Consider the following 26,559-nt stretch of genomic DNA (forward strand, 5'->3'; position numbering starts at 1 on the left):
CAAAATCTTATAGAGATTTAGCACTCTCAGCTAGGTAAGAAGCCACACCTTCTGGTGATGTCTCCATACCTTTATCGCCTTTATTCCAACCGGCTGGGCAAACTTGACCATTTTCTTCGAAGAACTGAAGGGCATCAACAACACGAACAAGCTCATCCATGTTACGACCGATCGGCTCATCGTTTACGACTTGTGAACGCACAATGCCTTTTTGGTCAATAACGAAAGACGCACGCATCGCAACACCTGCTGGGTAGTAAGAGTCACCGCCTTCAGATTCAATACCGTATGCTTTCGCAATTTCGTGATCCATATCCGCAGCAAGCGTGTACTCAACAGCACCAATACCGCCCTGATCAACCGGTGTGTTACGCCAAGCGTTGTGCGTGAAATGTGAATCGATAGACACACCAATCACTTCGACACCCATTTCACGGAATTTTTCCATACGATGAGACATAGCAATGATTTCAGACGGGCAAACGAATGTGAAATCCAATGGGTAGAAGAATACGATCGCGTATTTACCCTTGATGGTTTCTGCTAAGTTGAAAGAGTCAACAATCTGGCCATCCGCAAGTACGGCTGGAACAGTAAAATCTGGTGCTTTTTTTCCGACTAAAATAGACATGTTAAGCGTCTCCTTTGATTTGCTTAGTTTGAATCGTTATTTGGTATTCTCAGAATTTTGGTGCTTACTCTTCAGAATCACCAACCGCATTTTTGATTACTTCTTGTAACTCGCCATTACCGGCCATCTCAACGATAATGTCACAACCACCAACCAACTCGCCTTTTACCCATAATTGAGGGAACGTTGGCCAATTTGCAAATTTTGGTAACTCAGCACGGATGTCTGGGTTTTCTAGAATGTTCACAAACGCAAAACGCTCACCACAAGACATCAGGGCTTGAACGGCTTGAGAGGAAAAACCACACTGTGGTGCACGAGGATTCCCCTTCATGTACAACAAAATATCGTTATTGCTAATCTGCTCTTTAATTGTTTCGATTGTGTTACTCACGCTAAAAACCTCGCTTTTTTGCTATACCAATCTGGACTTTAATTTGGCTAAATGAAGCAGCCTATAAAAGTCTTTGTCGATTGCTCTTTAAAGTTGCATCAGTTTATGAGGTCTAATGGGCAATTTACAACCCCATAATCCGGCTTTCGTTACACATTATCCCATCAAAGCCTCTTTACTCACATAGTCTAGTGTATTAAATTGGTCGATTCCCTTTTCAAAAGACAATTAAGGAGTCATCACGTGTCGCCAAGACATTTTCTTACTCTGAAGGATCTATCCTCCGATGAGTTAAAACAATTACTACTACGGGCTTCTGAGCTTAAGAAAATTCATCGTGAAGGCACCTTATTTCAACCTTTAAAAAACCGTGTATTGGCGATGATTTTTGAAAAATCATCGACTCGAACTCGAGTATCCTTTGAAGCTGGTATGGCACAATTTGGTGGCCATGCCCTATTCCTATCGCCAAGAGACACCCAACTAGGCCGTGGTGAACCAGTAGAAGACAGTGCACGCGTTATCTCCAGTATGGTCGATGCGGTCATGATTCGTACCTTCGACCATAAAACAGTAGAAACCTTTGCTAAGTACTCTTCTGTTCCTGTAATCAACGCCTTAACGGATGATTACCATCCTTGCCAGCTATTGGCCGATATGCAAACTTACCAAGAACACCGAGGCTCGATTGAGGGTAAAAAAGTCGTGTGGGTCGGCGATGGCAATAACATGTGTAATTCCTATATTAACGCTGCCGCTTTATTGGATTTCCAATTAGTTGTTGCTTGCCCTAAAGGCTACGAACCTAGCCCAGAATTGGTTGCTGAACACCAAGACCGCGTCACCATTCTCCATGACGCACACCAAGCCGCCACGGGGGCTGATTTAATTGTTACTGATGTCTTTGCTTCGATGGGACAAGAAGACGAGCAAGAGCAACGCTTAAAAGATTTCGATGGCTTTCAAGTCAACGCGGATTTGATGTCAAAAGCAAACTCAGACGCTCTTTTCATGCATTGTTTACCCGCTCATAGAGGTGAGGAAGTGTCCGCTGAGGTCTTAGACCACCCTGACTCAGTCGTTTGGGACGAAGCTGAAAACCGACTGCATGCCCAAAAAGCATTACTTGAATTTTTAATCCGTCACTAAGACAATAGACAAGCTCGTTCGTGCTTTTGTTGCGAACGAGCTTTTTTACCTTTCAAGTATTGAATAAAACTCATCTATAGTGAACCACCATGAGCATCATTGAAGTTAGGCATTTAAAAACACTTACCGCACTGAGAGAAACAGGCAGCTTAGTAGAAGCGGCCGAACGAGTTCATTTGACTCAATCTGCTCTCTCACATCAATTAAAAGACCTAGAAGAAAAGCTTGGATGCCCACTCTTTATTCGTAAAACCAAACCGGTTCGCTTTACCAGTGCAGGTCTGCGTTTACTACAACTAGCCGACGATGTGCTGGTGTCTTTCCGTTCAGCTCAGCGCGACATTCAACGCTTTGCAGAAGGTGAAAGTGGTCGTTTGCACATCGCCATCGAATGTCATAGTTGCTATGAATGGCTCATGCCAACCATTGATCACTTCCGTGAGCATTGGCCTGACGTAGAACTTGATTTGTCCACAGCGTTTGGCTTTATGCCACTGCCCGCACTGGCTCGTGGCGATCTGGACTTGGTCGTGACGTCCGATCCACAAGAGCTGCCAAATATTGAATACATTCCTTTGTTTCAATACGAATCTCAAGTCGCTCTATCACGCCACCATGCCCTTGCTAAGAAAGATTTTCTAGTGCCAGAAGACTTTATCAAAGAAACACTCATTAGCTATCCCGTTGAATCTGAGAGATTGGATATCTTCAAACATTTTCTGAACCCTGCCGGGATTGCGCCGGCAAAAATTCGTCACAGTGAATTGACTCTAATGATGATGCAATTAGTCGCCAGCGGACGAGGTGTGTGTTGTTTACCAAACTGGGCCTTAACCGAATACACCAACCGTCAATATGTGATCACTAAATCACTGGGCGAAGAAGGCGTCTGGTGCAAACTCTATTTGGCGATCCGTAAAGATCAAAGAGAAAACGCCTACATGGAAGACTTAATTAATACCGCTTCAAAGACATGCTTTAAAAATTTGAAAGGCATTTTAGCGCCAGAGCTATAAGCGTCAGAACGACAAGAAAAGGTCAGCATTAAGACAAGGTTGTTTGATGCTGACTGCGTGACCATATTAAGCTGAATTTTGCGCCACCCGACTCACTGGCATCGATCAATACCGCGCCACCATGCCAAAACGCAATACGTTGTACAATGGCAAGCCCCAGACCATAACCGCCTGAAGCACGAGTACGGCTATTGTCCAAACGCTGAAATGGAATAAATACTTTATCTCTGTCTTCGAATGCGATCCCAGGACCATCATCTTCAATGTCCACCTGCCAACGCTCAGAGTCTTGCAAGAAAGTGATGGTAATCTTACCTGCGGCGTATTTAGCCGCATTCAAAATGAGGTTTTGTAACGCTCGATTCAAATGATGCTCATCCGCCACCACAAGGTCATTTTCATCCATTCGAACTTCCACTTCCAAGTGTTTCAATAATGGATTGTTGTGCTGCAGAATGCCTTCAATAAGGTCTGTCATGGATATTTCATTGAAGTTCAATGCCAGCGAACCGTCTTCCAACTTACCGTAGGTTAACACTTCATCAACCAAGGTGTTTAATTCTTCAACATCCCCTTCTAAGGCTTCAACAGTGCTCGCTACGTCCTCATCCACTTCGTCTTTCATCACTTCCAAACCAAAGCGAAGACGAGCAATCGGGGTTCTTAACTCGTGGGAAATCGCATTAATCATTTCACGCTGTACTTTTAGCAGACGCTGAATATGAGAAGACATAGAGTCAAAGGAATAAGCCAACTCTTTTAGCGTACCACTACTATCAGGAATGCCTTTTGGTAAACCACTGCGACCACGCGCAATTTGTCGGGTAATACTTTCAAAGGTTTTTCGTTTGAAATCGAGAGTCAGTAATTCACGCCAAATCAGCACCAGCATAATGGCCACGCCAATGCTCGAAACCGCAACAACGGTAAAGGTTAAAGAAATGTAATCCCTATCTGCCGCCGATAAATACACAGGCTCTGTGGCCTCTGCATCCTTCCAGATAAAACCATATTGACTGTAAATACCACGAACTCTTGCAATGCCTGTGAGCTCCGCCGTCACTTGCTGCGCAAAAGGCTCCATGGATACACTGGACATACTTTCGAATAGGACTTTTTTATCTTGGTAAGAGAATTGATCTGCAAAAATAAACCGATCAAGCAGAGGCTCAATTCTAAAAATAAACGGCCCAGCTTTTGTACGACCAATGAGAAGAGGGCTTTCAACGGGGCCAAGCGCAACTTGATAACTGCCATCAGGCAATTTCAACCAGCTTTTGTTTTTAAGTAAAGAAGAAATTTCATCAACACTAAAGCGTTCTGACGGTCGCACTGTCCAGTTAAAGCGAGAATTGGGTAAATCTCGACTTTCACCAGACAAAAACAATACCGCACTGAGCTCTGCATCCACAGAAAGTAACTGCTCAGTCCGTGTTGTCTCGTAACGAATTTGCGTGAATTCCATGACAGCGTAACACGCTGCTACGACCAGAACACCGCCAATGATGAGGTGTCGATAAAGTCGCCACATTTCTTCACGCATAAGGGCCTTATACTTCTTTTACGAACAAATAACCTTTACTACGAATGGTCTTTATTCGGCGGGGATGAATCGGGTCATCGCCAATTTTTGAACGAATACGTGAAATACGGACATCGACAGAACGGTCTTGTCCATCGTATTCAATACCTCGTAATTCACCAAAGATTTCCTCACGGCTAAGAATTCGACCCGCACTGCTCGCCAATAACCAAAGTAAATCAAATTCGGCGCTGGTGAGCTCCACTTCTTCGTCCAACAACCAAGCTTCACGGCGAGAATTATCAATTTTCAATGGACCAAAAACGAGGTTTTGTTCTTCCTTCGTTGCATCAAGTGTTAAATCAACATCTTGTGTGCTTCGACGAAGCAGTGATTGTACTCTTGCTAGCAAAACTCTCGGCTTCGCTGGCTTGGATACATAATCATCGGCACCAATTTCTAGGCCAAGAATCTGATCCACATCATCACTGCGTGCAGTCAGCATCAAAATGGGGCCTTTATAGTCATTACGAACACTACGACACACAGTAAAACCGTCTGCACCAGGTAGCATCAAATCCAAAATAACCAGAGAAGGTTGTTCATTCACAATTCGACTAATGGCTTTACGGCCATCAGGCTCAACGCTCACATTAAAACCATTTTTCTGTAAATATTCTTGGGTGAGCGAGGCCAAGCGCTCATCATCCTCAACAATCAAAATTGTTTGGTCTTCATTCACACTCATGGGCAGTCCTCGTCCAATTTCTGCTTTAGTTTTAATTACTTATAAATCAACAAGCTTGACTTCAATCTACTAGAAGATTTTGGATTTGTCTAACTCTGTCACGATTAATTCCAAAATCAGAATAGCCAACACGTGATGCAGAGCGAATATGCACAACACTGTCGCTTTTTGGTAAATAAAACTCTACATCATCAATATAGCCGACAATGTCACTTTCTACCTCAAAGTGCGCATAACCCAGCGAATGATCAACTAATTTAGCACCTTGTTGCAGCATATAGGCTTCAATTCGTAGCTGCACATCTTGACGATTGCCGGAATACACCAGAGGCTCAGCAAAGTGAACCTCATCGGTCTGATCCGTTTGGGTGGAAATACAATTTGGAGAACTGGAACAAAGCTTCAACTGTCCATTTGTAACGCCTAATCCTTCTGGCATCTGATTGTTCATTGTGACGTAAACAAAAAAGCCTGCGAGTAAAACTACTACCAACAAAATCATCCAGCGAACCATGCTTATTCTATCTCCAACCTTGACGGATATTTATCGAAATGATCTTTTGCCAGGCTTTTTCGGCTTAAATTCTGGTTTTTCACTTGATTGCCAATCAAAGCCTTTGGCACGACGAGCACCACCTGCTGTCGCCTTATTCTTGTTACGTTTCATATCCAGCTTTTGCTGTTGAGTCTTAGGCTGAGTTGCCGTTGATTGTAAATCGACTAGATCGCATAACGCATTCACCTCATCGTTTTCCATCTCAACCCAACGACCAACCTTGGCTTTCGATGGTAAGAAAACCGGTCCAAAACGAACACGCTTCAAACGGTTTACTTTCACGCCTTGAGATTCCCAAAGGCGACGAACTTCTCGGTTACGACCTTCCATCAAACAAACATAAAACCAGTGATTAATGCCTTCACCACCACCATCGACGATGTCGGTGAATTTTGCCGGACCATCTTCAAGGTTCACACCTTTTTTTAGATTGTCTAAATTTTCGTCCGTTACTTCTCCCATCACTCGCACCAAGTACTCTCGGTCGATTTCTGTGGAAGGGTGCATCAGACGATTGGCCAACTCGCCGTCGGTTGTAAACAACAGCAGACCAGAGGTATTAATGTCTAATCGACCAACCGCAATCCAGCGTTCACCACGTAATTTAGGCAGCTTTTCAAATACCGTTGTGCGACCTTCTGGATCTTTACGTGTGCAGACTTCACCTTCAGGTTTGTTGTAAATGATGACTCGGCGATTGGCACCCGCTTCCGTCGCCACGATGGCATAACCGTCTATGGTAATAGAATCCGTGATGCTGACACGATCACCCAAAGTTGCCACTTCGCCATTGACCATGACGCGACCTTCGCGGATACGGTTTTCCATTTCACGTCGAGAACCTTGTCCTGCACGTGCTAATACTTTCTGTAACTTTTCGTCCATTACGAACCTCTTTTGGGGAATGCTTCTCAGCAACCTATATCAACAAATTTCAATCTTTAATATCCTGTATTATAAGCCAGACAAACAGGGGCTAACAGCTGAAAATACAACAATTTACGTAAATGGTGCTGGATCACCAGCCCCAATTCGAACGACCTCGATGCTATCGGACTCCATTGCCACCACCGTAGTGGGTTGAAAGCCACAAAACCCGCCATCAATTACTAAATCTAGAGCATGTTCTAAGGTATCGCGAATGTCATACGGATCCGTCATTGGATCGGTTTCACCCGGCAAAATCAAGGACGCACTCATAATCGGCTCCCCCAGCTCCTCTAATAAAGCGGAGACTATGCGATTATTGGGCACACGAATCCCAATGGTTTTGCGTTTTGGGTGCAATAAACGTCTTGGCACTTCTGAGGTGGCCGAAAAGATAAAGGTGTAAGGGCCAGGCGTGTTACTTTTTAACAATCGATATAAACGATTATCAAAACGAGCATAAGTCGAAATTTCAGATAAATCTCGGCACACTAGGGTGAAGTTGTGTTTGTCGTCCAACCGCCGAATGGCACGTATTCTGTCCAACGCCGATTTATCCCCCAAATGACAACCCAAGGAATAGCCACAATCCGTTGGATACACAATCACACCACCTTGTCGAATCACTTCCGCCGCTTGTTTTATCAAGCGAACTTGTGGATTCTCTGGATGTATTTGAAAAAATTGACTCATACTTCTTTCTCCACCTCAATTAAGAAGTTGTTCTGCCCTGATTATGCTCAATGCCAATGTTGCCAAACCAAATCCACCTGACTCTCATGAATTTGGGTAAATTTACCGACCTGCATCCAAGGCCCAAAAGGGCCATGATAATCGCTCCCCGCAGAGGCTTTTAAACCAAAGGTTAAGGATAAGGATTCCAATAAACGAACATGGTCTGGACGTTCATTACCGGAGGCCACTTCGATACCCGTCCCCCCCCACTTACTAAAATCCCCTAATAAGCGGCGTAATTTGGTCACCGTTAATGGGTAACGTTTTGGATGCGCCAAGATCAGCTCCATCCCCTGTTCCGCTAACGCACCCAAGACATCTTCAAGCTCTGGCCAAACATCTCTTAATTTACCCAAACGTTTATTACCTAAATAACGATCAAAGGCTTTATTGGCGTCCTTCACTAGCCCTTTCTCAACCAACAGCTGAGCAAAATGAGGCCGCCCTAATTGGCTTTCTCCTGCAAGAGCGATGGCTTCATCAAATAAGTCAGGCAAGCCTTGCTTTACCAACAAATCAGCAATGCGTCTTGCTCTATCTAGCCGTATGGTTTGATTTTGTTTCACTATCGCCTGCAACGCCGAATTGTCATCACTGAAATTCAACGCGACCATGTGTAAAGGAATACCATTCCACTGGGTCGATAATTCCACACCATTGATAAAGCTTAGATCATGTTCGGCCGCTCGTTGTCGCGCTTCACTTAAACCATCCAATGTGTCGTGATCGGTTAACGCAAACAAACTCACTTTTTGCTCAGCCGCCAAGTCAATTAATTGCGTCGGTGAAAGTTTGCCATCGGAACGTGTGGAATGGGTATGTAAATCTACTTTTCGGTAACTCGCAGCTTCTGGCATAGACGGACTGTTCTTTAAAAGGAATGATGGTTATTATAAGCCAGCATACATAAATTGGTTTTTATATGAAATTACTATTCGATTTTCTTCCCATTGTTATCTTTTTTGTTGTCTACAAAATGACAGGCGACATCATTTTAGCAACCGCCGTCTTAATTCCGGCAACCCTTCTGCAAGTTGGCTACACCTGGCTAAAGCACAAAACGGTGGAAAAAATGCACCTTGTGTCCCTCGCTCTTGTTGTGCTGCTTGGAGGCGCCACCGTACTGATGGGCGATGGCGATTTTATTAAGTGGAAACCCACCATAGTGAATGGATTGTTTGCCATTGTGTTTTTTGGTAGCCAATTCATTGGCAACAAAAATATCATTCAACGCATGATGGGAGACAAGTTAGAGTTACCCTTTAAGGTTTGGCGCACATTAAACCTCGCTTGGGTTGGATTCTTCATTGTCTCTGGTGTGACCAACCTCTATGTGGCTTTCAATTTCAGTGAAGACATTTGGGTAGACTTTAAACTCTTCGGTCTTTTGGGAATGACGGTGGTATTTATCATTCTGCAAGGCATTTACTTGTCTTCACACTTACAGAATAAGGAATAACTATGCTGTATTCTATTGTTGGGCAAGACGTAGCAAACAGCCTAAGCGCACGCCAATCGGTACGTCCTGCTCATCTTGAGCGTTTAGAAGCCTTACAAAAAGAAGGTCGCTTGGTATTGGCCGGACCTAATCCTGCGATAGAGTCAGATACTCCAGGGGAAGCTGGCTTTACAGGCAGCATCATTATTGCTGAGTTTACCGACCTAAAAGCGGCAAAAACTTGGGCCGAAGCGGACCCTTATGTGGCAGCAGGCGTCTATCAATCGGTAGAAGTAAAACCTTTTAAGCAGGTTTTCCCGAACTAATCACACGAAGACGTGTTAACCATCTCAGCACACTGAGCAAAAGCGAAGAGACTTATCTTCGCTTTTTTTATGTCTGATATTAAGAGTTAAGTGGCTTTTTGTCTTTCACATCTGAATGACCAAGATCGCGTTCAGGATCAATCACATCACGCAATCTTTGCTTGAGTACCTTAGCTTCAGGAAACCCTTCTTCCGCTTTACGGCACCAAATTTCTTCTCCGTTGACTCTGACTTTAAAAATACCACCTTGACTCGGCAACAAGGTCACACTTTTGATATCATCATCAAAGGTTGTCAGCAGCTCTTGTGCTAACCAAGCCGCGCGCAACATCCAGCGACATAAAGTACAATATTCAATTTCAACCACTGCCGTTCGCATTTGCTTTCTCCAACAAGTAAATAAATGGCCACATAGAAAAACGCCTCATGTTTAGAGGCCAAACCTAAAAGGAAACCGTTTCATGCGTCACCTTATTTTGACTGCCCTCACCTTATTGGCTTTCAGCGCTCAAACTCAAGCGACACAAGTAGATATTGTAACGTCACAGGGCACAATTCGAGTAGATTTAAATGAGCAAGCCGCCCCAAAAACTGTGGCCAACTTTTTGCGTTATGTGGATGAAGGTTTTTATAACGACACCATATTCCATCGCGTTATGCGCGGTTTTATGATTCAAGGTGGTGGTTTCACTCAAGATATGGGACGTAAATCTACCCACAAAGCCGTTGCCTATGAAGGCGATAATGGTCTTGCTAATAATCGTGGCACTTTGGCCATGGCAAGAACACAAGATCCTAATAGCGCCACCTCACAATTCTTTATTAATCAAGTCGACAACCATTTTCTGAATCATGGTGCACGTGGTGGCGCAGGCTACACCGTTTTTGGCTCTGTATTAGCCGGAATGGAAGTAGTTGATGAGATTGCCGCCAGCAACACTCATAAAGTAGGCCCTTATGACAATGTACCTAGCACACCGGTTATGATCGAGAGCATCAAACGTGTTGAATAGTTATTGCCTTGATTCCCCGAAACTGGATTGGAGCGCCGACGGTGCGCCCATTTCCAGTGAATTTGATGATGTCTACTTCGATCGAGAGTCCGGTTTAGAAGAAACACGATATGTATTCTTAAAGCATAATCATTTGCCTGAACGTTGGTCTGCCATGCAACAAGACCATTTTGTGATTGCGGAAACGGGCTTTGGCACAGGGTTAAATTTTCTATGCGCTTGGCAGAGCTTTATCGAAAACGCGCCGATCGATAGGCAATTGCATTTCATCTCGGTTGAAAAGTTTCCAATGAGCAAAGATGCCTTGTGCTCCGCGCTCAAAATGTGGCCGTCACTACAAGCCTACAGTGATGAGCTCATCGCTGCGTATCCTGAACTTTGCCATGGTTTACACCGCATTCAGCTTGCCCAAGGCCGGATCCAACTCTCCTTATGGTTTGGCGAAGCCGAGGACGGTTTCACCGCCCTTGACGCCGATGTGGACGCCTGGTTTTTGGATGGCTTCGCCCCGAGTAAAAACCCGGAAATGTGGAGTGACAAACTCTTTCACCACATTCACCGACTGAGTCATCAAGGCACCACGTTTGCCACGTTTACCGCCGCCGGCCTTGTTCGTCGCGGTTTACAAAAAGTGGGATTTGAAGTGCATAAAGTAAAAGGCTTTGGTCATAAAAGAGAAATGGCCATTGGCCTACTCCCTTATTCCGCCTCACTGCCAGAACGCATGTCACAAGGCCAAGCTTGGTTTAATGTCAGACCCAGCAAACCAAATCACATCACCAAGGTCTTAGTGGTTGGTTCAGGTTTAGCGGGAGCCAATACAGCCTATGCCTTAGCAAAACAAGGTGTAAAGGTAACCGTATGGGAACAAGATCACTTGGTTGCCAATCGGGCTTCAGGTAATCCTCAAGGTATGCTTTATCCCAAATTGGCTTCTCAGGACACACCGGTTAATCGCTTTTATCTCAGTGCTTTTTTACATGCTACACGACACTACCAACAGCTGGATCAAAAGAGCGCTTTTTGGGGTGCTTGTGGTTTAACGCAGATCCCAAAAAACGATCAAGAAAAGCAGCGTTTTGAAAAATTACTGAGAGGAAAACGTTACCCAGAATCCGTGTTACAAGCCTCTAAGGATAGAGACGATAGCCTTTATCTGCCCTTATCTGGCTGGGTGGCTCCAAACCCTTTGTGTCAAACTTTGCTCGACCACCCAAATATCACGGTACAACTAAACACCCGTCTAGAAGCATTGATTGCCGTGACGGACCAAGCCAAACTCGATCAAGGTGAGCGTTGGATCGCGAAGAATGGACAAGATCATGACGTCTTCTCTCATGTGGTGGTATGCACAGCGAATGACACGGACAAAATTGCCGCCATCCCTGAAACACCGGCTTACGCCATTCGAGGCCAAGTGGCCAACATCGCACTGTCCAAAGCACAACAAAGCTGTTTACAGGCCATCAACAGTGACAACTCACTGAAGCTAGATAAGGTGTTGTGTGAATTTGGCTATGTTTCGCCACCACTGAACAATCAAGTTCATTTTGGTTCAACATACGATTTAAATGATCAAGACCAGACGGTGCGTCTTGAAGGCCATAAACGAAATATCAAAATATTAGAAAGCTTATTGAACTTACCCAGCGAAACTTTTAACCCAGAAGACTGCGAAGGACGTGTCTCGTTCCGTTGTGCGGTGCCCGACTACACGCCAATCATTGGTCCCATTCAATCGCCGCAGGCGTATCGGGAACATTATGCTCAACTGAGTCGAAATGCGAAGTGGCAATGCAATGACATTGCCGAAGACAGCAGCCAACTGTATTTAAACATCGGCCACGGCTCCCGAGGTTTGGTCTCTACACCTCTGAGTGGTCAATATTTAGCAAGTTTAATTTTGGGTACACCTTCACCGTTGGAGCAAAAGGTCAGCCACATATTGCACCCTAGCCGCTTTTTAATTCGTGAAATGAAACGCAGTCAATAACATTAAAAAGCCTCTCTTTGCTTCTGACTCAAGGCTAGCCTTAGAGAAAGTAAAGTTGAGGCTTTTTAAAAATGGCCAATTGGTTTTAGGATTCAAACAGCTCGCAAGCACTCGGAATCAAATCGGCAAAACGCGTCGCGGTCTGTGGACGCATGACAATTTCATTCAGATTCGGCGACAAAGTCTGCAGCGTTTTACTGAGTTGTTGCAAACTCGGGTTCATTGGCTCATAAGGGTATTCATGATCCTGTAAACTCAGCTTATGCAGTTCGTCTAATTCATCTTGTAAAATGGATTTCATGGCAAAAAAACGATCTTTTTGATCAATATCGTTGGTTTCCCAATAGGCATCTGAAAAACAGGCATTTAGTTCATAAAATATGTGCAATGCATCAGCAACATTTTTTTTAGTCATATTATCTCCAACTTTGTTGAGCAATCTAACACTTGCCCCTTGTAATGTTTAACCCTAACCTTATAACCTACATTCTAAACTTGAATTAACATAGGTGAATACCCCTTGAGCGCATCAATGAGTCATGCTGTGACATCTGACAATTTATGGCAATCTTTACAGGCTGAAGCTAAAAAGCTAGCCCAAGATGAACCCATTCTGGCCAGTTATTTTAATACCACCATATTACGTCATGACTCTTTGTGTTCCGCGTTAAGTTTTTTGCTCGCCAGCAAGTTAGACAGCATTTCCATCCCCGCCATGGTGTTACGCGAAGTTTTCGAAGAAGCCATGGCCGATACTCACTCTGGCATTGTCCGCTGCATCGAGCAAGACATTTTAGCGATTAATGAACGTGATGCCGCTTGCGACGGCTTCACCACGCCACTGCTATTTTTCAAAGGCTTCCACGCGTTGCAGACCTATCGAGTCGCCAACTGGCTATGGAAAAATAATAGAAGAAGCTTGGCATTATATCTACAAGGCCAAATGTCGATGGCATTCAGTGTCGATATTCACCCAGCGGCCACCATAGGCTGTGGTGTCATGCTTGACCACGCCACAGGCTTAGTGGTCGGTGAAACCTGTGTCATTGAGGACAACGTGTCTATCCTGCAATCGGTTACCCTTGGCGGTACCGGCAAAGAGCATGGCGACCGTCACCCTAAAATACGCTCAGGCGTGTTAATCGGTGCAGGTGCGAAAATTCTTGGCAACATTGAAGTAGGTGAAGGGGCGAAAGTGGGCGCTGGTAGCGTGGTACTAGAACCCGTTGAACACCACACCACAGTCGCTGGCGTTCCAGCAAAAGTGGTTGGTCGAAACACTGAGGAAGAACCTGCCTTGGTGATGGATCATAACATCAACCATTGCTTACGAGATTGCGATAAAACAACGTCTTGAGGTTTTACAGAACCACCGTTAAACAAAATAACGACCTCACATGAGGTCGTTATTTTCCAATGCTGACTTAGACACCATGGTGATGGTTTCGCTTTCCGTATCAAATAACAATACGGCCTCGCCCGTCTGCAATACGCGTAATGCCTGCTCACGCTTCTGAAGCGCCGATAACTCATAATTTCCGTAATCAGTCCCTTCTCTAGAGACTATGTCATCCAGAATATTTTCCAGTGTTTCTGTGGTCAGTGAATCATAAGGAATGAGTGTATCCATTTAGACGGCTCCATGTTCTTCAAACAAAGCAATGACACCAACTTCATCAATGATTTTCACATCCAAAGATTGCGCTTTAGTTAGCTTCGAACCCGCTTTTTCGCCAGCGACTAAGCAATCGGTTTTTGCTGACACAGAACCACTGACTTTCGCCCCAAGCCCCTGTAATTTATCCTTCACTTGATCACGACTAAACTGACTCAATGATCCCGTTACCACATAGGTTTTACCCGCTAAAGGCAGCTCGCCTTGATCCTCGGCGTGTTTGGTTTGCCACACCACGCCGGCTTCCAGCAAACCTTGAATGGTTGAGCGATTCACCTCTTGATCAAAAAACATTCGAACATGTTGCGCCACAATTGGACCAACGTCTTCGACTTCCACCAAGGCATCTTGATCCGCGCTCATCAAAGCCTCTAGTTCAGTAAAGTAGTTGGTCAGCGCACGAGCGGTCGCCTCGCCCACTTCACGAATGCCTAACGCATAAATAAAGCGATTAAACTGGGTCTGTTTAGCCGCTTCGATGGAGGCCAATAAATTGTCGACTGATTTCTGTCCCATGCGTTCCATGGCCAGCAGTGCGGTTTTCTGATCCGTTAAACGAAAAATATCTACCGGCGTTTTAACCAGTTTTTGATCGACTAATTGTTCAATCAGCTTATCCCCTAAGCCATCAATGTCCATGGCTTTACGAGACACGAAATGCTTTAAGGATTCTTTCAATTGAGCACCGCACACCAAGCCACCGGTACAGCGCACTACCGCCTCACCTTCTACTTGTTCCACGTCTGATCCACAGACAGGGCAAGCAGAGGGAAAGACCACGCAAGTCGAATCGTCTGGGCGTTTCTCTTGTAGCACTTGCACCACTTGCGGAATTACGTCGCCCGCGCGACGAATCACTACATAGTCTTTTACTTGAACCCCTAAGCGCGCAATTTCATCTTTGTTGTGTAAGGTCGCATTCGACACGGTAACACCGCCAACAAATACCGGTTCTAAACGGGCAACAGGCGTAATGGCACCCGTTCGCCCCACTTGAAAATCAATGCCCAGTACTTGAGTCATTTCTTCTTGTGCGGGGAACTTACGAGCAATCGCCCAGCGTGGTGCACGCGCAATAAACCCCAACTGATTCTGCAAACTAATGTCATCGACTTTGTAGACAATGCCATCAATGTCATAAGACAAACCCGCTCGTTTTTCACTCAGCATGTCATAATATTCAATACACCCTTGAGCGCCTTCGACTCGCGCCATCAGATCATTAGTACGAAAGCCCCACTCACTCAGTTGCAGCAGACCATCATAATGGCTATCTGGCTGTTGCCAACCTTCCACATAACCAATGGAGTAAGCACACATCACCAAAGGACGCGATGCCGTTACTTTCGGGTCCAGCTGTCGCAAGCTCCCCGCTGCCGCATTACGCGGATTAACGAAGGTTTTTTCACCCTGTTCAGCCGCTTGCTGGTTCAGTTTATCAAAGCCGTCTTTTGGCATATAAATTTCGCCACGCACTTCCAACACGGCAGGCGGAGTCTCTGTTCTTAATTTAAGCGGCACGGAATATAAGGTTTTGATGTTGGAGGTAATGTCTTCACCGGATAAACCATCGCCTCGAGTGACGCCTCGTACTAAACGACCATTTTCGTAGCGTATACTAATGGCTAAACCATCTAATTTAGGCTCGCAGCAATACACAATTTCACGTTCAGCACCAAGAAACTTGGTCACCCGCTGATCAAAGTCTTGTAGTGATTCATTGTCAAATGCATTATCAAGGGACAACATAGGCACAGTATGCGCCACATTGGCGAAACCGTTATCCGGCTTTTCACCAACACGTTGAGTGGGCGAATCCGCTTGAATCCAATCTGGGTGTTCCGCTTCCACGGTTTGCAATAAGCGATACTGGCGATCGTACTCAGCGTCTGGCACCATTGGTGCATCTTTAACATGATAGGCATAGCTGTAATCGTTCAACTGCTCAATTAAAGCCAGCATTTGTTCACGACTCATTGTGTTCTCTTGACTCATAAATCCACTCAAAATATATCGTCTAAAACAATCAAGGCCCGTTAGGGCCTTGTCGTCTGAATTCAGTTTATTGCTTGTTACGCATTAGTCGACGGCGTTCAAAGTCTCGAATTCGCTGTCGGCAGTGAGCAATGGTTTGATCACTCATTGGTGAGCGTCTTTCGTCTCTCAATTCCCCACCTAAATTACGTACTAGGGTTTGCGCCGTTTCCAACATAAAATCGAATGCCTTCATGCTGTTTTTAGGCCCTGGTAAGCCCATAAAGAAACTCACACCTGGGCAATCACTTTCCCCCATGGTGTCTAAATCAAAGGTACCTGGCTCAATGGCGTTGGCCATACTGAATTGCACGCGACCACGATCAAAGCCATCCTCATGACGATGGAATATGTCCATTTCACCGTAACGCATGCCGCAGTTTAAAATCAGTTGCAGTAGTTCCATACCTGCAAAATTTTGTTCTTCAGGTGCGAAAATATTAATCACGATGACTTCTTCGATCTCCGCCATGTTGGCATCGTCATCTTCACTCTCGTCCTCGTCCATGTCATCCAACGAGCCTTGCGGTGTTACTTGATCAATATCGACTTCAGAATAACTGCGTTCATAGTCTTCGGTATGAAAAATCGTTCTTTGTTCATCGGTATCAACGACGTCAGCATAACCAAGATCCAATTCATCTTGCTCATAAAAACCGTCATCAGAATAATTTTGCTCGGAAATAGCCGAGTCACCAAAGTCTCGCTCCGGTACAAGGGAGGCTAATTCGTCTAAATGCAGCTCTTCTGTGCGCTGTAGCTCAGGGCCAGAATCGACTTTATGAGGCACATCGGTCAAAGGCGCTTTGGCGGTTTTACGTGCCGTTTCGAAGGCACTCGATATAGGGTCTTTGTGAGGGGGTTCAGGTTCATCGAGTTCGCTCTCATCAAACTGCACAGAAGATCGATGACGCAAAACGACCTCGTCCGAAGAACGAGATGAATTTTGATCGGTTGAATTTGCCTCTTGGCCCTTTTTGTAACGACGAAAACCATCTATTAGGATGACGACAATAATGACGACACCAATTAAGATTAGCCACTCACGCAAGCTAAATTCCATTACTCATTCCGAATTACATTAAGTGAAAGTTGGATATATTATCAGACGAAGCGCATCAGTATTCAATTATAAGGCCAGCTTGATCGTAAAAATCTCTTTACGATTTGTAACCACGTCCCGTTTTATGCCGATAATTTGACCTTTGGTCAAATCTGCATCCTGTAAATTGGCCAATTTTACGACAAGATCAACTTGCTCCACCTCAGCTAAGTTTACCGTCGGCATTAAAGCATCCAGGTTTGTTAACAGAATTGGACTTGCCAAATCCTGTGGTAATACTCTTTGTATAGCCACAGGCATTTTCTGTCCAGACACTTGAGCATACACTAAAAGCACATCATTTGGCTGCCATTGTCTGTCTGTTGCTTGCCAGGTTAATTGCACAGCAATCTGGTCAGTGATGATTGGGGCCAACGTTTGATAACTAATCTTACCAAGCTGTCTGGCTTTACGAATGGCTGCCAATAACGCCATTCGCTCTGCAGAATTAGGGTTATAACGAATGGCTTCTTGCCAAGCCAACACGGCGCCTAGGTAATTCGCTTGATCAAACTCAATGACGCCTTTTAAACCCAACGCATTCGGTTGATTCGGCGCGATCGCAAAAATACGTTGTAAGGCTTTTTCTAATGCTTCTGAACTTTGATTCTGGTTCGCGTAAAAAATCGCCTGAGCGTATTCCACCAACAAATTTAACCTATCCTGGCTGTCTGCTGGCAATCTTTCTAAGGCTTTTTCAAATGCCAACACGGCCTTGGAATACTGACCTGCTTGTACTTCATCAACCGCTTCATAATACCAATCTTCAGCACGATCATAACGACGGCTGCGATATTGCAAGAAGGCCGAAACTTGTGCTGGGGATAATGTCTCCGCCCCCATGGCTTGGTGGAATTGAACGTCTTTCGCATAACCTAAGTCTTGATAAAGACTAACGCTGCCGACAACGGCTAGGGTGAAAAACAACAACACACACCACTCTGCGAATCGGCCCTGAACAGCTGAACTAAAACTTACCTTTGTTTGACTCACTTTTTTTTCAAATGCTAAATCCGCCGTTAACTGCTGAGATTCCTCATCTGAAAGTTGACCTAATTGCGTCTCATCTGCAATTTCAGTTTGGCGAAGGTCGAAAAACGCCTCATGAGTTTGATCATCTAATGTTTGCTGTCGACCTAAATACCAAAAAAAATAGCCAAAGCAGCTTATTAACAAAGTGATTATGAGGAGACTTGCTAACATCATTTGCTTCCCCTACCACGGTTTTTCATCAGTACGGCCACAAACAACACGACACCACCCAATAGCAGAATAAAGGGACCATACCAGAGCAAAAAAGTGGCGGGGGTATTTTGTGGTCGGTAAAGTACAAAGGTGCCATAACGTGCGACCATGTAATCCACTATTTCTTGATCGGTTTTGCCTGATTCAATCATGTTGTGTACTTGCTGTCTTAAGTCCACAGAAATACCTGAATTAGAATCAGCAAGGTTTTGATTTTGACACTTTGGACAACGTAATTCTTTAATCAAGCTTTGATAACGCACTTGATTCAGTTCAGAACGGAAGGTCATTCGCTCTTCTGCGAACGTAGTATTCACCAGACCCAATAAAACCAAGCCGATTAGGAGTTGTTTCATCATCACAAATACGCCTTGATCACTTGCCAACTTTGCGCATTCAAAACACCCTGTAATCGATAAGCAATTTTCCCTTCTGCATTGACCACAAACGTTTCTGGTGCACCCGTCACCCCCATATCTAAACCAAATTGACCTAACTCATCCATCAGCACCAAAGTATAGGGATTGCCTTTGTCTCGTAACCATTGCCTCGCCGCGGCTTGTTGGTCTTTGTAGTCAATGCCAATGATGGTCACCCCTTGCTCAGCTAAGGTCATTAAATACGGATGTTCAACATGACAAGATGGACACCAAGTCCCCCAAAAATTAATTAAATATGAGCCTTTAGGTAAGTCGTCCGTCTGTTTGATCTGTTCTCCCTTCAACGTCACTAACTGAAACTGAGGAACAGGCTGACCAATCAAAGCCGATGGCATGTATTGGGTGTCTTTACCCAATAGAAAATAGAACACAACACCCAAAACTAAGAACACCAGAAAAGGCAAAAATAATACAATGCGTTTCATTATGCTTTCTTCCTTTTCTGTCGATAACGTTTATCGAAAGCCGCTAACATCCCACCCAGCACCATCAGTAAGCCACCTAACCAGATCCAACGCACAAAGGATTTAATATGGATACGAACGCCCCAAGCACCGTCTTCCAGCTTTTCACCTAATGAAAGGTATAAATCACGAGTGAAACCAGCGCCTAATGCGGCTTCCGTCATGACTTGTTGTCGGGTCGTAAAAAAACGTTTTTCTGGGTGCAAATCGGCTACCAGATGACCTTGCTGATAGACCTGAAAATGGCCTCGATCGGACAGATAATTCGGTCCTTTTATCAATTCCATGGAATCAAACACAAACACATAGCCACCAACTTCAGCTTGACCGCCCGGCGACATTTTCAACATGGTCTCATGACTGTTCACACTCACCATGATGACGCCGACCAAACTGATCGCCATACCGAAATGCGCAATCACCATAGCGTAATAACGACTTGGTAAGGTTCGCCACTGATTAAGCCTTTGCTTTCCGGCCATAAATTGCTTATTGAACCAATCCAGCAAGGTCATAGACATCACCCAAAAAGCCACGCTCAAACTGCACCAAGTAAGCCAATCAAACGTCTGCCAAAACACAATCGTTGCCGCCAAACCCATTGATAGCAGAGCAGCTCCCAATATAGGTATCCACCAAGAAGCCAATTTCGTGTGATGCCATTTAGAAAAAGGCCCGATCGCCATAAACACCATCAGACATAAAGCAATAGGACCAAACACCGCATTAAAATATGGCGCTCCGACGGAAATTCGCCCCATACCTAAAGCATCAAATAAAAGTGGGTACAAGGTGCCTAATAGAACGGTTAACGTCAGTACGCTCAATAAAATATTATTTAACAATAACCAAGCTTCTCGGCCACTGAAACCAAAGTTCACTGACGAACGCACTTGCCCCGCTCGCAAAGCATAAAGCAGTAAACTGCCACCCACTAAGACAACCAATAAAGCCAGAATAAACACGCCTCGGGTTGGATCAGCGGCAAAAGCATGAACCGACGTTAATACGCCAGAACGAACAAGAAATGTCCCAAGCAACGACAAACTAAAGGTAAAAATGGCCAGCAATACCGTCCAACTTTTAAACACACCACGTTTTTCCGTTACCACTAATGAATGCAGCAAAGCCGTGCCGGCTAACCAAGGCATAAAGGAGGCATTTTCAACTGGGTCCCAAAACCACCAGCCCCCCCAACCTAGTTCGTAATACGCCCACCAGCTTCCTAACGTAATCCCTAAGGTTAATGAAGCCCAAGCGGCCGCGGTCCAAGGGCGAGCCCAACGCGCCCAATAAGCGTTTAAATTCCCGGTTATCAAAGCCACCACAGCAAAGGCGAACGCCACTGAGAAACCGACATAGCCCATGTATAAAATAGGCGGGTGTAGAATTAAGCCAATATCTTGCAATAAGGGATTTAAATCGCCTCCACTAGTCGGCACATCGGGCAGAATCCGCACAAAAGGCGACGAAGTAAACAACAGAAACGCCAAAAAGCCACTCGCCACCCAACCTAGCACTGACAGAACCAAGGGACCAATCGTCTGAGGTAAACTGTCTAATCTCAGCGCCACGGCCAGACACCACAAGGCCAGAATCAAAACCCACAATAATAATGAGCCTTCATGTCCGCCCCAAACCGCACTAAACTTATATCGCAACGGTAAATCTACATTGGAATTTTGGCTAACGTATAAGACAGAAAAGTCGTCGGTGATAAACGCCCATGCCAGCAGTAAAAACGCAATTACCACCAGACACACCATAATATGAGTCAATGGACGTGCGGTATTGAGTAACAATCGGCTTTGACGGAAATAGCCGACCATAGGCAATGTCGCCAATGCGACGGCAAAAAACAAAGCGAGAATAAGAGAAAACTGACCAATTTCGGGAAACATAAACCGCGTCACAATGTCCTTAATAAGATGATTCTGAAGTCATTTGACGAGACTTTAATGCGTCCGTCACCTCTGGTGGCATGTACTTTTCATCGTGTTTTGCTAACACTTCAGAAGCCTCAAAGACACCGTCTGCTCTGAGTTTCCCAAGGGCAACAACCCCTTGTCCTTCGCGAAACAAATCGGGCAAAATGCCTGTATATTCAATACGTAATGAGTGCTGAAAGTCCGTCACATTAAAGGCCAAAGTGAGACTATCAGGTTGACGAGCCAAACTCCCTTCCACCACCATGCCACCGGCGCGAATCGTCGTCTCTAGGGGCGCCTCACCAGCGGCGATCTGAGCAGGAGAATAGAAGAGATTGATATTTTGCTGTAACGCATACAATACCAACCCCAAAGCAGAAGCCAGCAAAGAAACAATCAACACGATAAACAACAAACGCTTACGACGGACCGCATGCATACTTTATTGATCTCTCAAAAAACGTTTATGCAACTGACGTCGCACTTTACGACGCTCGCGTAAACTCAGAAGAATGAAGGCCACCAGCATCGAACTACTTATTCCGTAAGCAGACCACACATACAATCCATGTTTACCCATGATGAAAAAATCTGCGACACTATCAAATGCCATCACTTAGCACCTCTTGCTTTAGCCATTGAGTTCTCGCTTCACGCCGCATAATCTCGGTTTGCATTCGCCACATAATCACCGCGGCAGTCAATAAATACAGCCCTATCACAGCAAACAATAAAGGCAACCACATAGCCATTGGCATACTGGGCGGCTCAGTAATCGAAAACGTCGCCCCTTGATGTAACGTATTCCACCACTCTACAGAGTATTTAATGATGGGTAAGTTCAATAATCCTACTACACTGACCACGGCTGCGGCTTTGTCTGCTAAGGGCCTTTCTTCCAATGCTGACTGCACGGCGATGACCCCCATGTATAAGAACAACAAAACCAAAACAGACGTTAATCTGGCATCCCAGACCCACCAAGTTCCCCACGTCGGTTTTCCCCAAATTGAGCCGGTTAATAAGGCGGTAAACGCCATTAATGCCCCAAAAGGTGCCGCTGCCTGCAAGAATATGGGGGACATTTTGATTTGCCACACCAAATACACGATGCCCGCTATTCCCATGGCAAAGTAACAAGACTGAGCTAGGATAGCGGCCGGCACATGCACATAAATAATACGAAAGCTGTTACCTTGTTGATAATCCGGTGGTGCAATGGCCAATCCCCATACCATTGCCACCACCAAGCACAAACAAGCCAAGCAAAATAAAGGCTTTGGCCAAGCTTTAAAACGACCATAAAACCACTTTGGTGACCCTAACCGATGAAACCAAGCCCAACTCATTAATTTACACTCGCTTTAATACTAATGGCCGTCATTAATGGCGACACCACTAAACTGACTAAAAAAATCGCGGCCAAAATGGCCAAAGGGGCATCATAAGGCAATCCCACTTGAGCTGCCTTTGTGATAGAAGTCGCAAAAATAATAATTGGTAAATACAAAGGCAAGACAATCAATAACATCAACACCCCACCTTGACGCAAAGATACCGTTATCGCCGATCCGATTCCCCCTAATAAAAACAAACTGGGGGTAGCCAGCACTATGCTGAGAAACAGAGGCCAAAAACTGTTATCCGGCAAATATAACACTTCACTCAAAATAGGCGAGAGCAGCAACAAGGGTAAAGCAATAAACAGCCAATGCAGGGTCATCTTAATTAACACTAGGATAGGTACAGACAAGCCACTGATGAGCCATTGTTCTAACGATCCGTCGTGGTAGTCCTCTTTAAATAGACTGTCAATGGACGTCAAAATAGCCAATGCGGCCGCACACCAAATAATGCCACTCGCGGCTTTTGATAAAAACATCGGCGTGGCATCAATACCAAGTGGAAACAATACAATGACTAAAAGAAAAAACAACACACTGTTAACCACATTTTGCTTACGTCGCCACACTAGGCAACATTCAGCTCGGAGAAACGAAAAATAGGTCATAAGGTTAATTCAATCGACTGGGCATCGATTCTCAATAAAGCTTGGTGCGTGGTTAAAATAACAAGCCCTCCTCGGATAAGCTGTTGTTCTAGCTTATCCTCCAACAAAGCACGCCCTTTCACATCAAGAGAACTAAACGGCTCATCCAATAGCCAAATGGCTTGATCAGATAACCACAATCGAGACAAAGCTACACGTTTAGCTTGCCCTGCAGAAAGCTGTTTCACTGGGGTATGTTGATAAGACAGTAAATCTAACTGAGCCAATGCTGTATGGATATTTTCTGCAGAAGCCTTGGGACAATAACAACGAATGTTTTCTTCAACCGTTAATAGTTTTTTAACACCGTCTTGATGCCCAAGATAAAGGCAATCTCGTGACCATTGATTCATCGCTGCGCTGATCACGCGATCATCTAGGTAGATGTCCCCCTCTATGGGTCTCAACAATCCTGCAATAACTTTTAATAAGGAAGATTTACCTGCGCCGTTCTCCCCAACAATTTGATACAAACGACCAAACTGCGCAACCACTGATAACCCCTTGCATAGATCACGCTCTCCACGCTCAATCGAAATGTTCGACAATGTTAAAGATACATAAGACTGCAAAAGATTTATCCATTTTTGCCGATAAAGGGAATAACACAAACTACGCTAAAATAGCTTAGACTCATTATATGAGAATCTTTCTAAAATAACGATCTAATAGGCAGTCAAGATGATCTCTGACATAAAATCCTTAATCAATGGCCGAGCCTCCACATCAGACGGAGGCTCGGTCAATGTCAGCAATCTAGGCACCATTGCCAAATTAAGCAATGAAATGAAACTGATCGAAAACCTAAGTTTGATTAAATTTCAGGGCAGTGAGACGACCTTATTCCAAGGTAAACCTGTCCAGCTATTGCATGCTTCCAGTCAGCATCAGCCCTTCACCTTAATCAATCATGGCACACCTATCGACATTACGGACTTGAACAATGTCAAACTCAACAAAGTGGGATCTCACCAAGCCACTCTTCAGCTGCCAGCCGATCAATCGGCCACCAGACTCAGCAATCAACCAGTCACAGGGGTGCCGAGTCGCACACACAGCCTGAACATTGCTTCGCAAGTCATTCAGCTGACTGTCGTGTCTAATTTACCAAACTCAGCCGCCAGCCAAGTCTCTACTGGTGCCACAGGGGTTGTGACCAATCCAACAACGACAAATGCCACACCAAGCGTCAGCAGCCATGGTACGGCCATGACAACCAATCAAACGAACACAACGTCAGCATCTATCACGCCTCAAGCAAATTCTCAGACATCAAATCCAACGACGCCATTGAGTCAGCCGAATTCAACACCAAGCCATTTGTCACCAACAGCACAGGCCACTTTACTACAGACACCACCGTCACCAGGACAAACGACACCAAACCAAACCACTCAAAGCTCAAATACGACGAATCCAACACCGTTCGGGCAGATCAACAGCAACTCAAGCAAAACCACGAATACGACGACGGTAGCGGCGCAATATTCTCAAGCGGCTTCATCTCTCAGCAGCAAACAAACGCTCGCTCAATCATCCATCGTATCAAACCCGGCTCAGGCATCAGCTCAAGCTGTAAAAGTCACCGACGGTCAAACAGAATTTCAAATCATCACCCAAACACCACTGAAGAAAGGCGATACCATACGTGTCTTTGTTGATGCTAACCATCAACTACAGGCCTTACCAGCAAAAGAGCAAAACTCGACGCGACCAATTCAGACTGAAGCCCTAAGGCAAAGTTTACCCAAACAATTGCCCGCCGCCGATATGACAAGACTCATTAATCAGCTGCAAACGATTGCAGACTCGGCCGATGGTGAAATGCCAGCCCGAACTCAAGAGGCACTTAAACAACTAGTTCAACATCTTCCTAGCCTTTCACAAATCACCTCTGGGGCGGAATCCATGAAGCAAGCCATGCAAACCAGCGGCTTGTTTTCTGAGTCCTTGCTATTAAATGACCAAAAACTGCAAATCCCAGCGGACCTTAAACTCAATCTTGAAAGGCTCAAAGACAGTCAGGAAATGCTCCCTACTCAACGCAGTGCGGCATCTTTGCCCACCGAGCAAATTGCCAGCGCCATTGAAAGGATCACCACCAATCAACTGCGGCATTTAGCTGAACCGGGGCAGATTAATACACAGATTTACCCACTACAGATTGAGATCCCCATCAAGGAGCATCAACAACATCGGCTGATTCAAGTTGAGATAGATAAGGACCCCAGCCAATCCGATGCCACGGATCATGATCGTCGCTGGTTAGTGAAGCTACAATTTGATTTTGAAGAAACCGGCCGCTTTGATGCAAGAACCAGTATTCAAGGTAATAAAGTAGGTATTCTATTTGCCGCTGAAAGCTTAGATACTGTACAGAAGCTGCAAAGAAACATGCCGAATTTAAAAGATAAGCTAAGTCAAAAGGACATTGAAATAGAACGCATAGACGCCTTTCAAGCCAACCTTAAACAGGCAGAGAAAACCAAACATATTAATCAGCCTTCTTTAATCGATGTGAGGACATGATGCAAAAAGCTGTGGCTCTAAAATACGATTACAATAATGCGCCAATGGTCGCGGCAAAAGGTAGTGGCTTATTGGCCGAAAAAATCATGGAAGTGGCAGAAGAAAATGGCGTTATGTTACACCAAAGCCCTGAACTGGTTGAAATGCTCAGCACCTTAGAACTAGGAGAAGAAATCCCAGAAGCCTTATATTTGGCCGTGGCAGAGATCATCGCCTTTGCCCACCAAATCAAAGATCATCAATGGTAGTCTGAGTTTTTCCGAGACTCTTTTTTCAGTAAGCTAATCAATTCAGCTTCAGCACGGATTAAACCGCACTTAGACACCAAATCGTCGATGGTTGCCCCCATCTCCAATAGCTCCATCGCGCGGTTGTAAGAAACACTGCCCTCTTTTGATAAGATTTCAGATTGCTTCTCAACCGCCAAATTCAATTTCTTCTCAATGGCGACCAACCGTCTTCCCATACCAATCGAACCAGATGCCAACACCTGCACCTGTTTCTTATGGTCAACGCCCGCTTCCATTTGTTGTATTTTCAGCTGTTTAATTTTTTTAGACATACGAAATGCCCAAGTTACCAAAGCCAGCAGCATAACAAACTGCAGAACAAGAATAAGGTTAAACAACCATTGAGATTCCATC

32 protein-coding genes are annotated in these 26,559 nt (G+C 44.9%); 9 read left to right on the forward strand and 23 right to left on the reverse strand.

Annotation, left to right across the window (positions count from 1 at the left end):
* Positions 1-7 precede the first annotated feature (7 nt).
* Both OA79_RS13425 and grxD read right to left on the reverse strand, forming a co-directional pair.
* On the reverse strand, positions 8-631 hold the full coding sequence (locus OA79_RS13425; RefSeq protein WP_063333751.1) for a peroxiredoxin: 624 nt from the start codon (positions 629-631) through the stop codon (positions 8-10).
* Positions 632-695: 64 nt separating this feature from the next.
* A complete protein-coding gene (gene grxD / locus OA79_RS13430) occupies positions 696-1,025 on the reverse strand; it encodes a Grx4 family monothiol glutaredoxin (protein ID WP_013795395.1) in 330 nt (109 codons plus the stop codon).
* Between the two features lie 243 nt (positions 1,026-1,268).
* On the opposite strand from grxD, the gene argF reads away from it, so the two are divergent.
* Entirely contained in the window at positions 1,269-2,174 is a 906-nt protein-coding gene (gene argF, locus OA79_RS13435) for an ornithine carbamoyltransferase (RefSeq protein WP_063333752.1), read from the forward strand.
* An 89-nt stretch (positions 2,175-2,263) separates the two neighbouring features.
* Positions 2,264-3,190: a LysR family transcriptional regulator gene (locus OA79_RS13440; RefSeq protein WP_156486276.1), complete on the forward strand. Its 927-nt coding sequence runs from the start codon at positions 2,264-2,266 to the stop codon at positions 3,188-3,190.
* A gap of 28 nt (positions 3,191-3,218) precedes the next feature.
* On the opposite strand, the gene OA79_RS13445 is transcribed toward OA79_RS13440, so the two are convergent.
* From OA79_RS13445 to OA79_RS13470, 6 genes are all read right to left on the reverse strand, one after another.
* Complete coding sequence (locus tag OA79_RS13445; RefSeq protein ID WP_063333753.1) at positions 3,219-4,733, reverse strand: ATP-binding protein; 1,515 nt, start codon at positions 4,731-4,733, stop codon at positions 3,219-3,221.
* 7 nt (positions 4,734-4,740) lie between these two features.
* Positions 4,741-5,460 (reverse strand): response regulator, encoded by a 720-nt coding sequence (locus OA79_RS13450; protein WP_063333754.1) that lies wholly within the window; start codon positions 5,458-5,460, stop codon positions 4,741-4,743.
* A gap of 61 nt (positions 5,461-5,521) precedes the next feature.
* On the reverse strand, positions 5,522-5,974 hold the full coding sequence (locus OA79_RS13455) for a DUF1499 domain-containing protein (RefSeq protein WP_063333755.1): 453 nt from the start codon (positions 5,972-5,974) through the stop codon (positions 5,522-5,524).
* Positions 5,975-6,004: 30 nt separating this feature from the next.
* On the reverse strand, positions 6,005-6,901 hold the full coding sequence (rluB, locus tag OA79_RS13460) for a 23S rRNA pseudouridine(2605) synthase RluB (RefSeq protein WP_063333756.1): 897 nt from the start codon (positions 6,899-6,901) through the stop codon (positions 6,005-6,007).
* A gap of 114 nt (positions 6,902-7,015) precedes the next feature.
* Positions 7,016-7,636: an L-threonylcarbamoyladenylate synthase gene (locus OA79_RS13465; protein WP_063333757.1), complete on the reverse strand. Its 621-nt coding sequence runs from the start codon at positions 7,634-7,636 to the stop codon at positions 7,016-7,018.
* 47 nt (positions 7,637-7,683) lie between these two features.
* On the reverse strand, positions 7,684-8,535 hold the full coding sequence (locus tag OA79_RS13470; RefSeq protein WP_063333758.1) for a PHP domain-containing protein: 852 nt from the start codon (positions 8,533-8,535) through the stop codon (positions 7,684-7,686).
* A gap of 65 nt (positions 8,536-8,600) precedes the next feature.
* Here OA79_RS13470 and OA79_RS13475 point away from each other — a divergent pair, with 65 nt between their 5' ends.
* Together OA79_RS13475 and OA79_RS13480 are read left to right on the forward strand one after the other, a co-directional pair.
* Entirely contained in the window at positions 8,601-9,137 is a 537-nt protein-coding gene (locus OA79_RS13475; protein ID WP_063333759.1) for a septation protein A, read from the forward strand.
* A 2-nt stretch (positions 9,138-9,139) separates the two neighbouring features.
* The gene (locus OA79_RS13480) at positions 9,140-9,442 is read left to right on the forward strand and encodes a YciI family protein (protein WP_063333760.1); all 303 of its coding nucleotides are present in this window, start codon (positions 9,140-9,142) and stop codon (positions 9,440-9,442) included.
* A 79-nt stretch (positions 9,443-9,521) separates the two neighbouring features.
* On the opposite strand, the gene OA79_RS13485 is transcribed toward OA79_RS13480, so the two are convergent.
* A complete protein-coding gene (locus OA79_RS13485; RefSeq protein ID WP_063333761.1) occupies positions 9,522-9,821 on the reverse strand; it encodes a SelT/SelW/SelH family protein in 300 nt (99 codons plus the stop codon).
* An 82-nt stretch (positions 9,822-9,903) separates the two neighbouring features.
* Here OA79_RS13485 and OA79_RS13490 point away from each other — a divergent pair, with 82 nt between their 5' ends.
* On the forward strand, positions 9,904-10,455 hold the full coding sequence (locus OA79_RS13490; RefSeq protein ID WP_063333762.1) for a peptidylprolyl isomerase: 552 nt from the start codon (positions 9,904-9,906) through the stop codon (positions 10,453-10,455).
* The gene (gene mnmC, locus OA79_RS13495) at positions 10,445-12,448 is read left to right on the forward strand and encodes a bifunctional tRNA (5-methylaminomethyl-2-thiouridine)(34)-methyltransferase MnmD/FAD-dependent 5-carboxymethylaminomethyl-2-thiouridine(34) oxidoreductase MnmC (protein WP_063333763.1); all 2,004 of its coding nucleotides are present in this window, start codon (positions 10,445-10,447) and stop codon (positions 12,446-12,448) included. The genes OA79_RS13490 and mnmC overlap by 11 nt, the downstream gene beginning before the upstream one ends.
* An 85-nt stretch (positions 12,449-12,533) precedes the next feature.
* On the opposite strand, the gene OA79_RS13500 is transcribed toward mnmC, so the two are convergent.
* Positions 12,534-12,863, reverse strand: coding sequence for a hypothetical protein (locus tag OA79_RS13500; protein WP_063333764.1), 330 nt, complete (start codon positions 12,861-12,863; stop codon positions 12,534-12,536).
* A gap of 117 nt (positions 12,864-12,980) precedes the next feature.
* Between OA79_RS13500 and cysE the strand changes: the two genes are divergently transcribed.
* On the forward strand, positions 12,981-13,805 hold the full coding sequence (gene cysE / locus OA79_RS13505; protein ID WP_063333765.1) for a serine O-acetyltransferase: 825 nt from the start codon (positions 12,981-12,983) through the stop codon (positions 13,803-13,805).
* Positions 13,806-13,841: 36 nt separating this feature from the next.
* On the opposite strand, the gene OA79_RS13510 is transcribed toward cysE, so the two are convergent.
* From OA79_RS13510 to ccmA, 12 genes are all read right to left on the reverse strand, one after another.
* A complete protein-coding gene (locus tag OA79_RS13510; protein ID WP_063333766.1) occupies positions 13,842-14,078 on the reverse strand; it encodes a YheU family protein in 237 nt (78 codons plus the stop codon).
* The gene (gene ligA / locus OA79_RS13515) at positions 14,079-16,100 is read right to left on the reverse strand and encodes an NAD-dependent DNA ligase LigA (RefSeq protein WP_197465397.1); all 2,022 of its coding nucleotides are present in this window, start codon (positions 16,098-16,100) and stop codon (positions 14,079-14,081) included.
* 85 nt (positions 16,101-16,185) lie between these two features.
* A complete protein-coding gene (gene zipA, locus OA79_RS13520; RefSeq protein ID WP_063333768.1) occupies positions 16,186-17,220 on the reverse strand; it encodes a cell division protein ZipA in 1,035 nt (344 codons plus the stop codon).
* Positions 17,221-17,286: 66 nt separating this feature from the next.
* The gene (locus OA79_RS13525) at positions 17,287-18,465 is read right to left on the reverse strand and encodes a tetratricopeptide repeat protein (RefSeq protein WP_063333769.1); all 1,179 of its coding nucleotides are present in this window, start codon (positions 18,463-18,465) and stop codon (positions 17,287-17,289) included.
* Complete coding sequence (locus OA79_RS13530) at positions 18,462-18,863, reverse strand: cytochrome c-type biogenesis protein (protein ID WP_063333770.1); 402 nt, start codon at positions 18,861-18,863, stop codon at positions 18,462-18,464. The genes OA79_RS13525 and OA79_RS13530 overlap by 4 nt, the downstream gene beginning before the upstream one ends.
* Positions 18,863-19,369 carry a DsbE family thiol:disulfide interchange protein gene (locus OA79_RS13535; RefSeq protein ID WP_063333771.1) on the reverse strand — a complete coding sequence of 169 codons (507 nt, stop codon included), beginning with the start codon at positions 19,367-19,369 and terminating at the stop codon, positions 18,863-18,865. The genes OA79_RS13530 and OA79_RS13535 overlap by 1 nt, the downstream gene beginning before the upstream one ends.
* Positions 19,369-21,309, reverse strand: coding sequence for a heme lyase CcmF/NrfE family subunit (locus tag OA79_RS13540; protein WP_063333772.1), 1,941 nt, complete (start codon positions 21,307-21,309; stop codon positions 19,369-19,371). The genes OA79_RS13535 and OA79_RS13540 overlap by 1 nt, the downstream gene beginning before the upstream one ends.
* Positions 21,310-21,328: 19 nt before the next feature.
* Positions 21,329-21,775: a cytochrome c maturation protein CcmE gene (ccmE, locus tag OA79_RS13545; protein WP_063333773.1), complete on the reverse strand. Its 447-nt coding sequence runs from the start codon at positions 21,773-21,775 to the stop codon at positions 21,329-21,331.
* 3 nt (positions 21,776-21,778) lie between these two features.
* The gene (gene ccmD / locus OA79_RS13550) at positions 21,779-21,949 is read right to left on the reverse strand and encodes a heme exporter protein CcmD (RefSeq protein ID WP_063333774.1); all 171 of its coding nucleotides are present in this window, start codon (positions 21,947-21,949) and stop codon (positions 21,779-21,781) included.
* Complete coding sequence (locus tag OA79_RS13555) at positions 21,939-22,685, reverse strand: heme ABC transporter permease (RefSeq protein WP_063333775.1); 747 nt, start codon at positions 22,683-22,685, stop codon at positions 21,939-21,941. The genes ccmD and OA79_RS13555 overlap by 11 nt, the downstream gene beginning before the upstream one ends.
* A complete protein-coding gene (ccmB, locus tag OA79_RS13560) occupies positions 22,685-23,347 on the reverse strand; it encodes a heme exporter protein CcmB (RefSeq protein WP_082825473.1) in 663 nt (220 codons plus the stop codon). Before ccmB ends, OA79_RS13555 begins: the two co-directional genes overlap by 1 nt.
* Positions 23,344-23,997 (reverse strand): cytochrome c biogenesis heme-transporting ATPase CcmA, encoded by a 654-nt coding sequence (gene ccmA / locus OA79_RS13565; RefSeq protein WP_331709329.1) that lies wholly within the window; start codon positions 23,995-23,997, stop codon positions 23,344-23,346. Before ccmA ends, ccmB begins: the two co-directional genes overlap by 4 nt.
* 70 nt (positions 23,998-24,067) lie before the next feature.
* Here ccmA and OA79_RS13570 point away from each other — a divergent pair, with 70 nt between their 5' ends.
* Together OA79_RS13570 and OA79_RS13575 are read left to right on the forward strand one after the other, a co-directional pair.
* Positions 24,068-25,915, forward strand: a complete 1,848-nt coding sequence (locus tag OA79_RS13570; RefSeq protein ID WP_063333778.1) for a flagellar hook-length control protein FliK — start codon at positions 24,068-24,070, stop codon at positions 25,913-25,915.
* Positions 25,915-26,163, forward strand: a complete 249-nt coding sequence (locus tag OA79_RS13575; RefSeq protein WP_063333854.1) for an EscU/YscU/HrcU family type III secretion system export apparatus switch protein — start codon at positions 25,915-25,917, stop codon at positions 26,161-26,163. Before OA79_RS13570 ends, OA79_RS13575 begins: the two co-directional genes overlap by 1 nt.
* Here the strand turns inward: OA79_RS13575 and OA79_RS13580 are convergent.
* Positions 26,154-26,558: a DUF2802 domain-containing protein gene (locus OA79_RS13580; protein WP_063333779.1), complete on the reverse strand. Its 405-nt coding sequence runs from the start codon at positions 26,556-26,558 to the stop codon at positions 26,154-26,156. The two genes, OA79_RS13575 and OA79_RS13580, sit on opposite strands and share 10 nt — an antisense overlap.
* Position 26,559: the final 1 nt, after the last annotated feature.

Source organism: Marinomonas sp. TW1 (genome assembly GCF_001625355.1).
Lineage (GTDB): Bacteria > Pseudomonadota > Gammaproteobacteria > Pseudomonadales > Marinomonadaceae > Marinomonas.

What these genes read in the sequence shown, in the direction of transcription:
- OA79_RS13455 (WP_063333755.1), bottom strand. Translation starts at nt 5,974, where the DNA reads ATGGTTCGCTGGATGATTTTGTTGGTAGTAGTTTTACTCGCAGGCTTT.
- OA79_RS13570 (WP_063333778.1), top strand. Translation starts at nt 24,068, where the DNA reads ATGATCTCTGACATAAAATCCTTAATCAATGGCCGAGCCTCCACATCA.
- ccmD (WP_063333774.1), bottom strand. Translation starts at nt 21,949, where the DNA reads ATGGCATTTGATAGTGTCGCAGATTTTTTCATCATGGGTAAACATGGA.
- OA79_RS13470 (WP_063333758.1), bottom strand. Translation starts at nt 8,535, where the DNA reads ATGCCAGAAGCTGCGAGTTACCGAAAAGTAGATTTACATACCCATTCC.
- OA79_RS13525 (WP_063333769.1), bottom strand. Translation starts at nt 18,465, where the DNA reads ATGATGTTAGCAAGTCTCCTCATAATCACTTTGTTAATAAGCTGCTTT.
- ccmB (WP_082825473.1), bottom strand. Translation starts at nt 23,347, where the DNA reads ATGACCTATTTTTCGTTTCTCCGAGCTGAATGTTGCCTAGTGTGGCGA.
- OA79_RS13555 (WP_063333775.1), bottom strand. Translation starts at nt 22,685, where the DNA reads ATGAGTTGGGCTTGGTTTCATCGGTTAGGGTCACCAAAGTGGTTTTAT.
- OA79_RS13425 (WP_063333751.1), bottom strand. Translation starts at nt 631, where the DNA reads ATGTCTATTTTAGTCGGAAAAAAAGCACCAGATTTTACTGTTCCAGCC.
- OA79_RS13490 (WP_063333762.1), top strand. Translation starts at nt 9,904, where the DNA reads ATGCGTCACCTTATTTTGACTGCCCTCACCTTATTGGCTTTCAGCGCT.
- OA79_RS13450 (WP_063333754.1), bottom strand. Translation starts at nt 5,460, where the DNA reads ATGAGTGTGAATGAAGACCAAACAATTTTGATTGTTGAGGATGATGAG.
- zipA (WP_063333768.1), bottom strand. Translation starts at nt 17,220, where the DNA reads ATGGAATTTAGCTTGCGTGAGTGGCTAATCTTAATTGGTGTCGTCATT.
- OA79_RS13485 (WP_063333761.1), bottom strand. Translation starts at nt 9,821, where the DNA reads ATGCGAACGGCAGTGGTTGAAATTGAATATTGTACTTTATGTCGCTGG.
- OA79_RS13480 (WP_063333760.1), top strand. Translation starts at nt 9,140, where the DNA reads ATGCTGTATTCTATTGTTGGGCAAGACGTAGCAAACAGCCTAAGCGCA.
- OA79_RS13465 (WP_063333757.1), bottom strand. Translation starts at nt 7,636, where the DNA reads ATGAGTCAATTTTTTCAAATACATCCAGAGAATCCACAAGTTCGCTTG.
- OA79_RS13540 (WP_063333772.1), bottom strand. Translation starts at nt 21,309, where the DNA reads ATGTTTCCCGAAATTGGTCAGTTTTCTCTTATTCTCGCTTTGTTTTTT.
- OA79_RS13575 (WP_063333854.1), top strand. Translation starts at nt 25,915, where the DNA reads ATGCAAAAAGCTGTGGCTCTAAAATACGATTACAATAATGCGCCAATG.
- OA79_RS13440 (WP_156486276.1), top strand. Translation starts at nt 2,264, where the DNA reads ATGAGCATCATTGAAGTTAGGCATTTAAAAACACTTACCGCACTGAGA.
- OA79_RS13535 (WP_063333771.1), bottom strand. Translation starts at nt 19,369, where the DNA reads ATGAAACGCATTGTATTATTTTTGCCTTTTCTGGTGTTCTTAGTTTTG.
- ligA (WP_197465397.1), bottom strand. Translation starts at nt 16,100, where the DNA reads ATGAGTCGTGAACAAATGCTGGCTTTAATTGAGCAGTTGAACGATTAC.
- rluB (WP_063333756.1), bottom strand. Translation starts at nt 6,901, where the DNA reads ATGGACGAAAAGTTACAGAAAGTATTAGCACGTGCAGGACAAGGTTCT.
- OA79_RS13510 (WP_063333766.1), bottom strand. Translation starts at nt 14,078, where the DNA reads ATGGATACACTCATTCCTTATGATTCACTGACCACAGAAACACTGGAA.
- OA79_RS13530 (WP_063333770.1), bottom strand. Translation starts at nt 18,863, where the DNA reads ATGATGAAACAACTCCTAATCGGCTTGGTTTTATTGGGTCTGGTGAAT.
- OA79_RS13500 (WP_063333764.1), bottom strand. Translation starts at nt 12,863, where the DNA reads ATGACTAAAAAAAATGTTGCTGATGCATTGCACATATTTTATGAACTA.
- OA79_RS13475 (WP_063333759.1), top strand. Translation starts at nt 8,601, where the DNA reads ATGAAATTACTATTCGATTTTCTTCCCATTGTTATCTTTTTTGTTGTC.
- cysE (WP_063333765.1), top strand. Translation starts at nt 12,981, where the DNA reads ATGAGTCATGCTGTGACATCTGACAATTTATGGCAATCTTTACAGGCT.
- OA79_RS13445 (WP_063333753.1), bottom strand. Translation starts at nt 4,733, where the DNA reads ATGCGTGAAGAAATGTGGCGACTTTATCGACACCTCATCATTGGCGGT.
- ccmE (WP_063333773.1), bottom strand. Translation starts at nt 21,775, where the DNA reads ATGCATGCGGTCCGTCGTAAGCGTTTGTTGTTTATCGTGTTGATTGTT.
- OA79_RS13580 (WP_063333779.1), bottom strand. Translation starts at nt 26,558, where the DNA reads ATGGAATCTCAATGGTTGTTTAACCTTATTCTTGTTCTGCAGTTTGTT.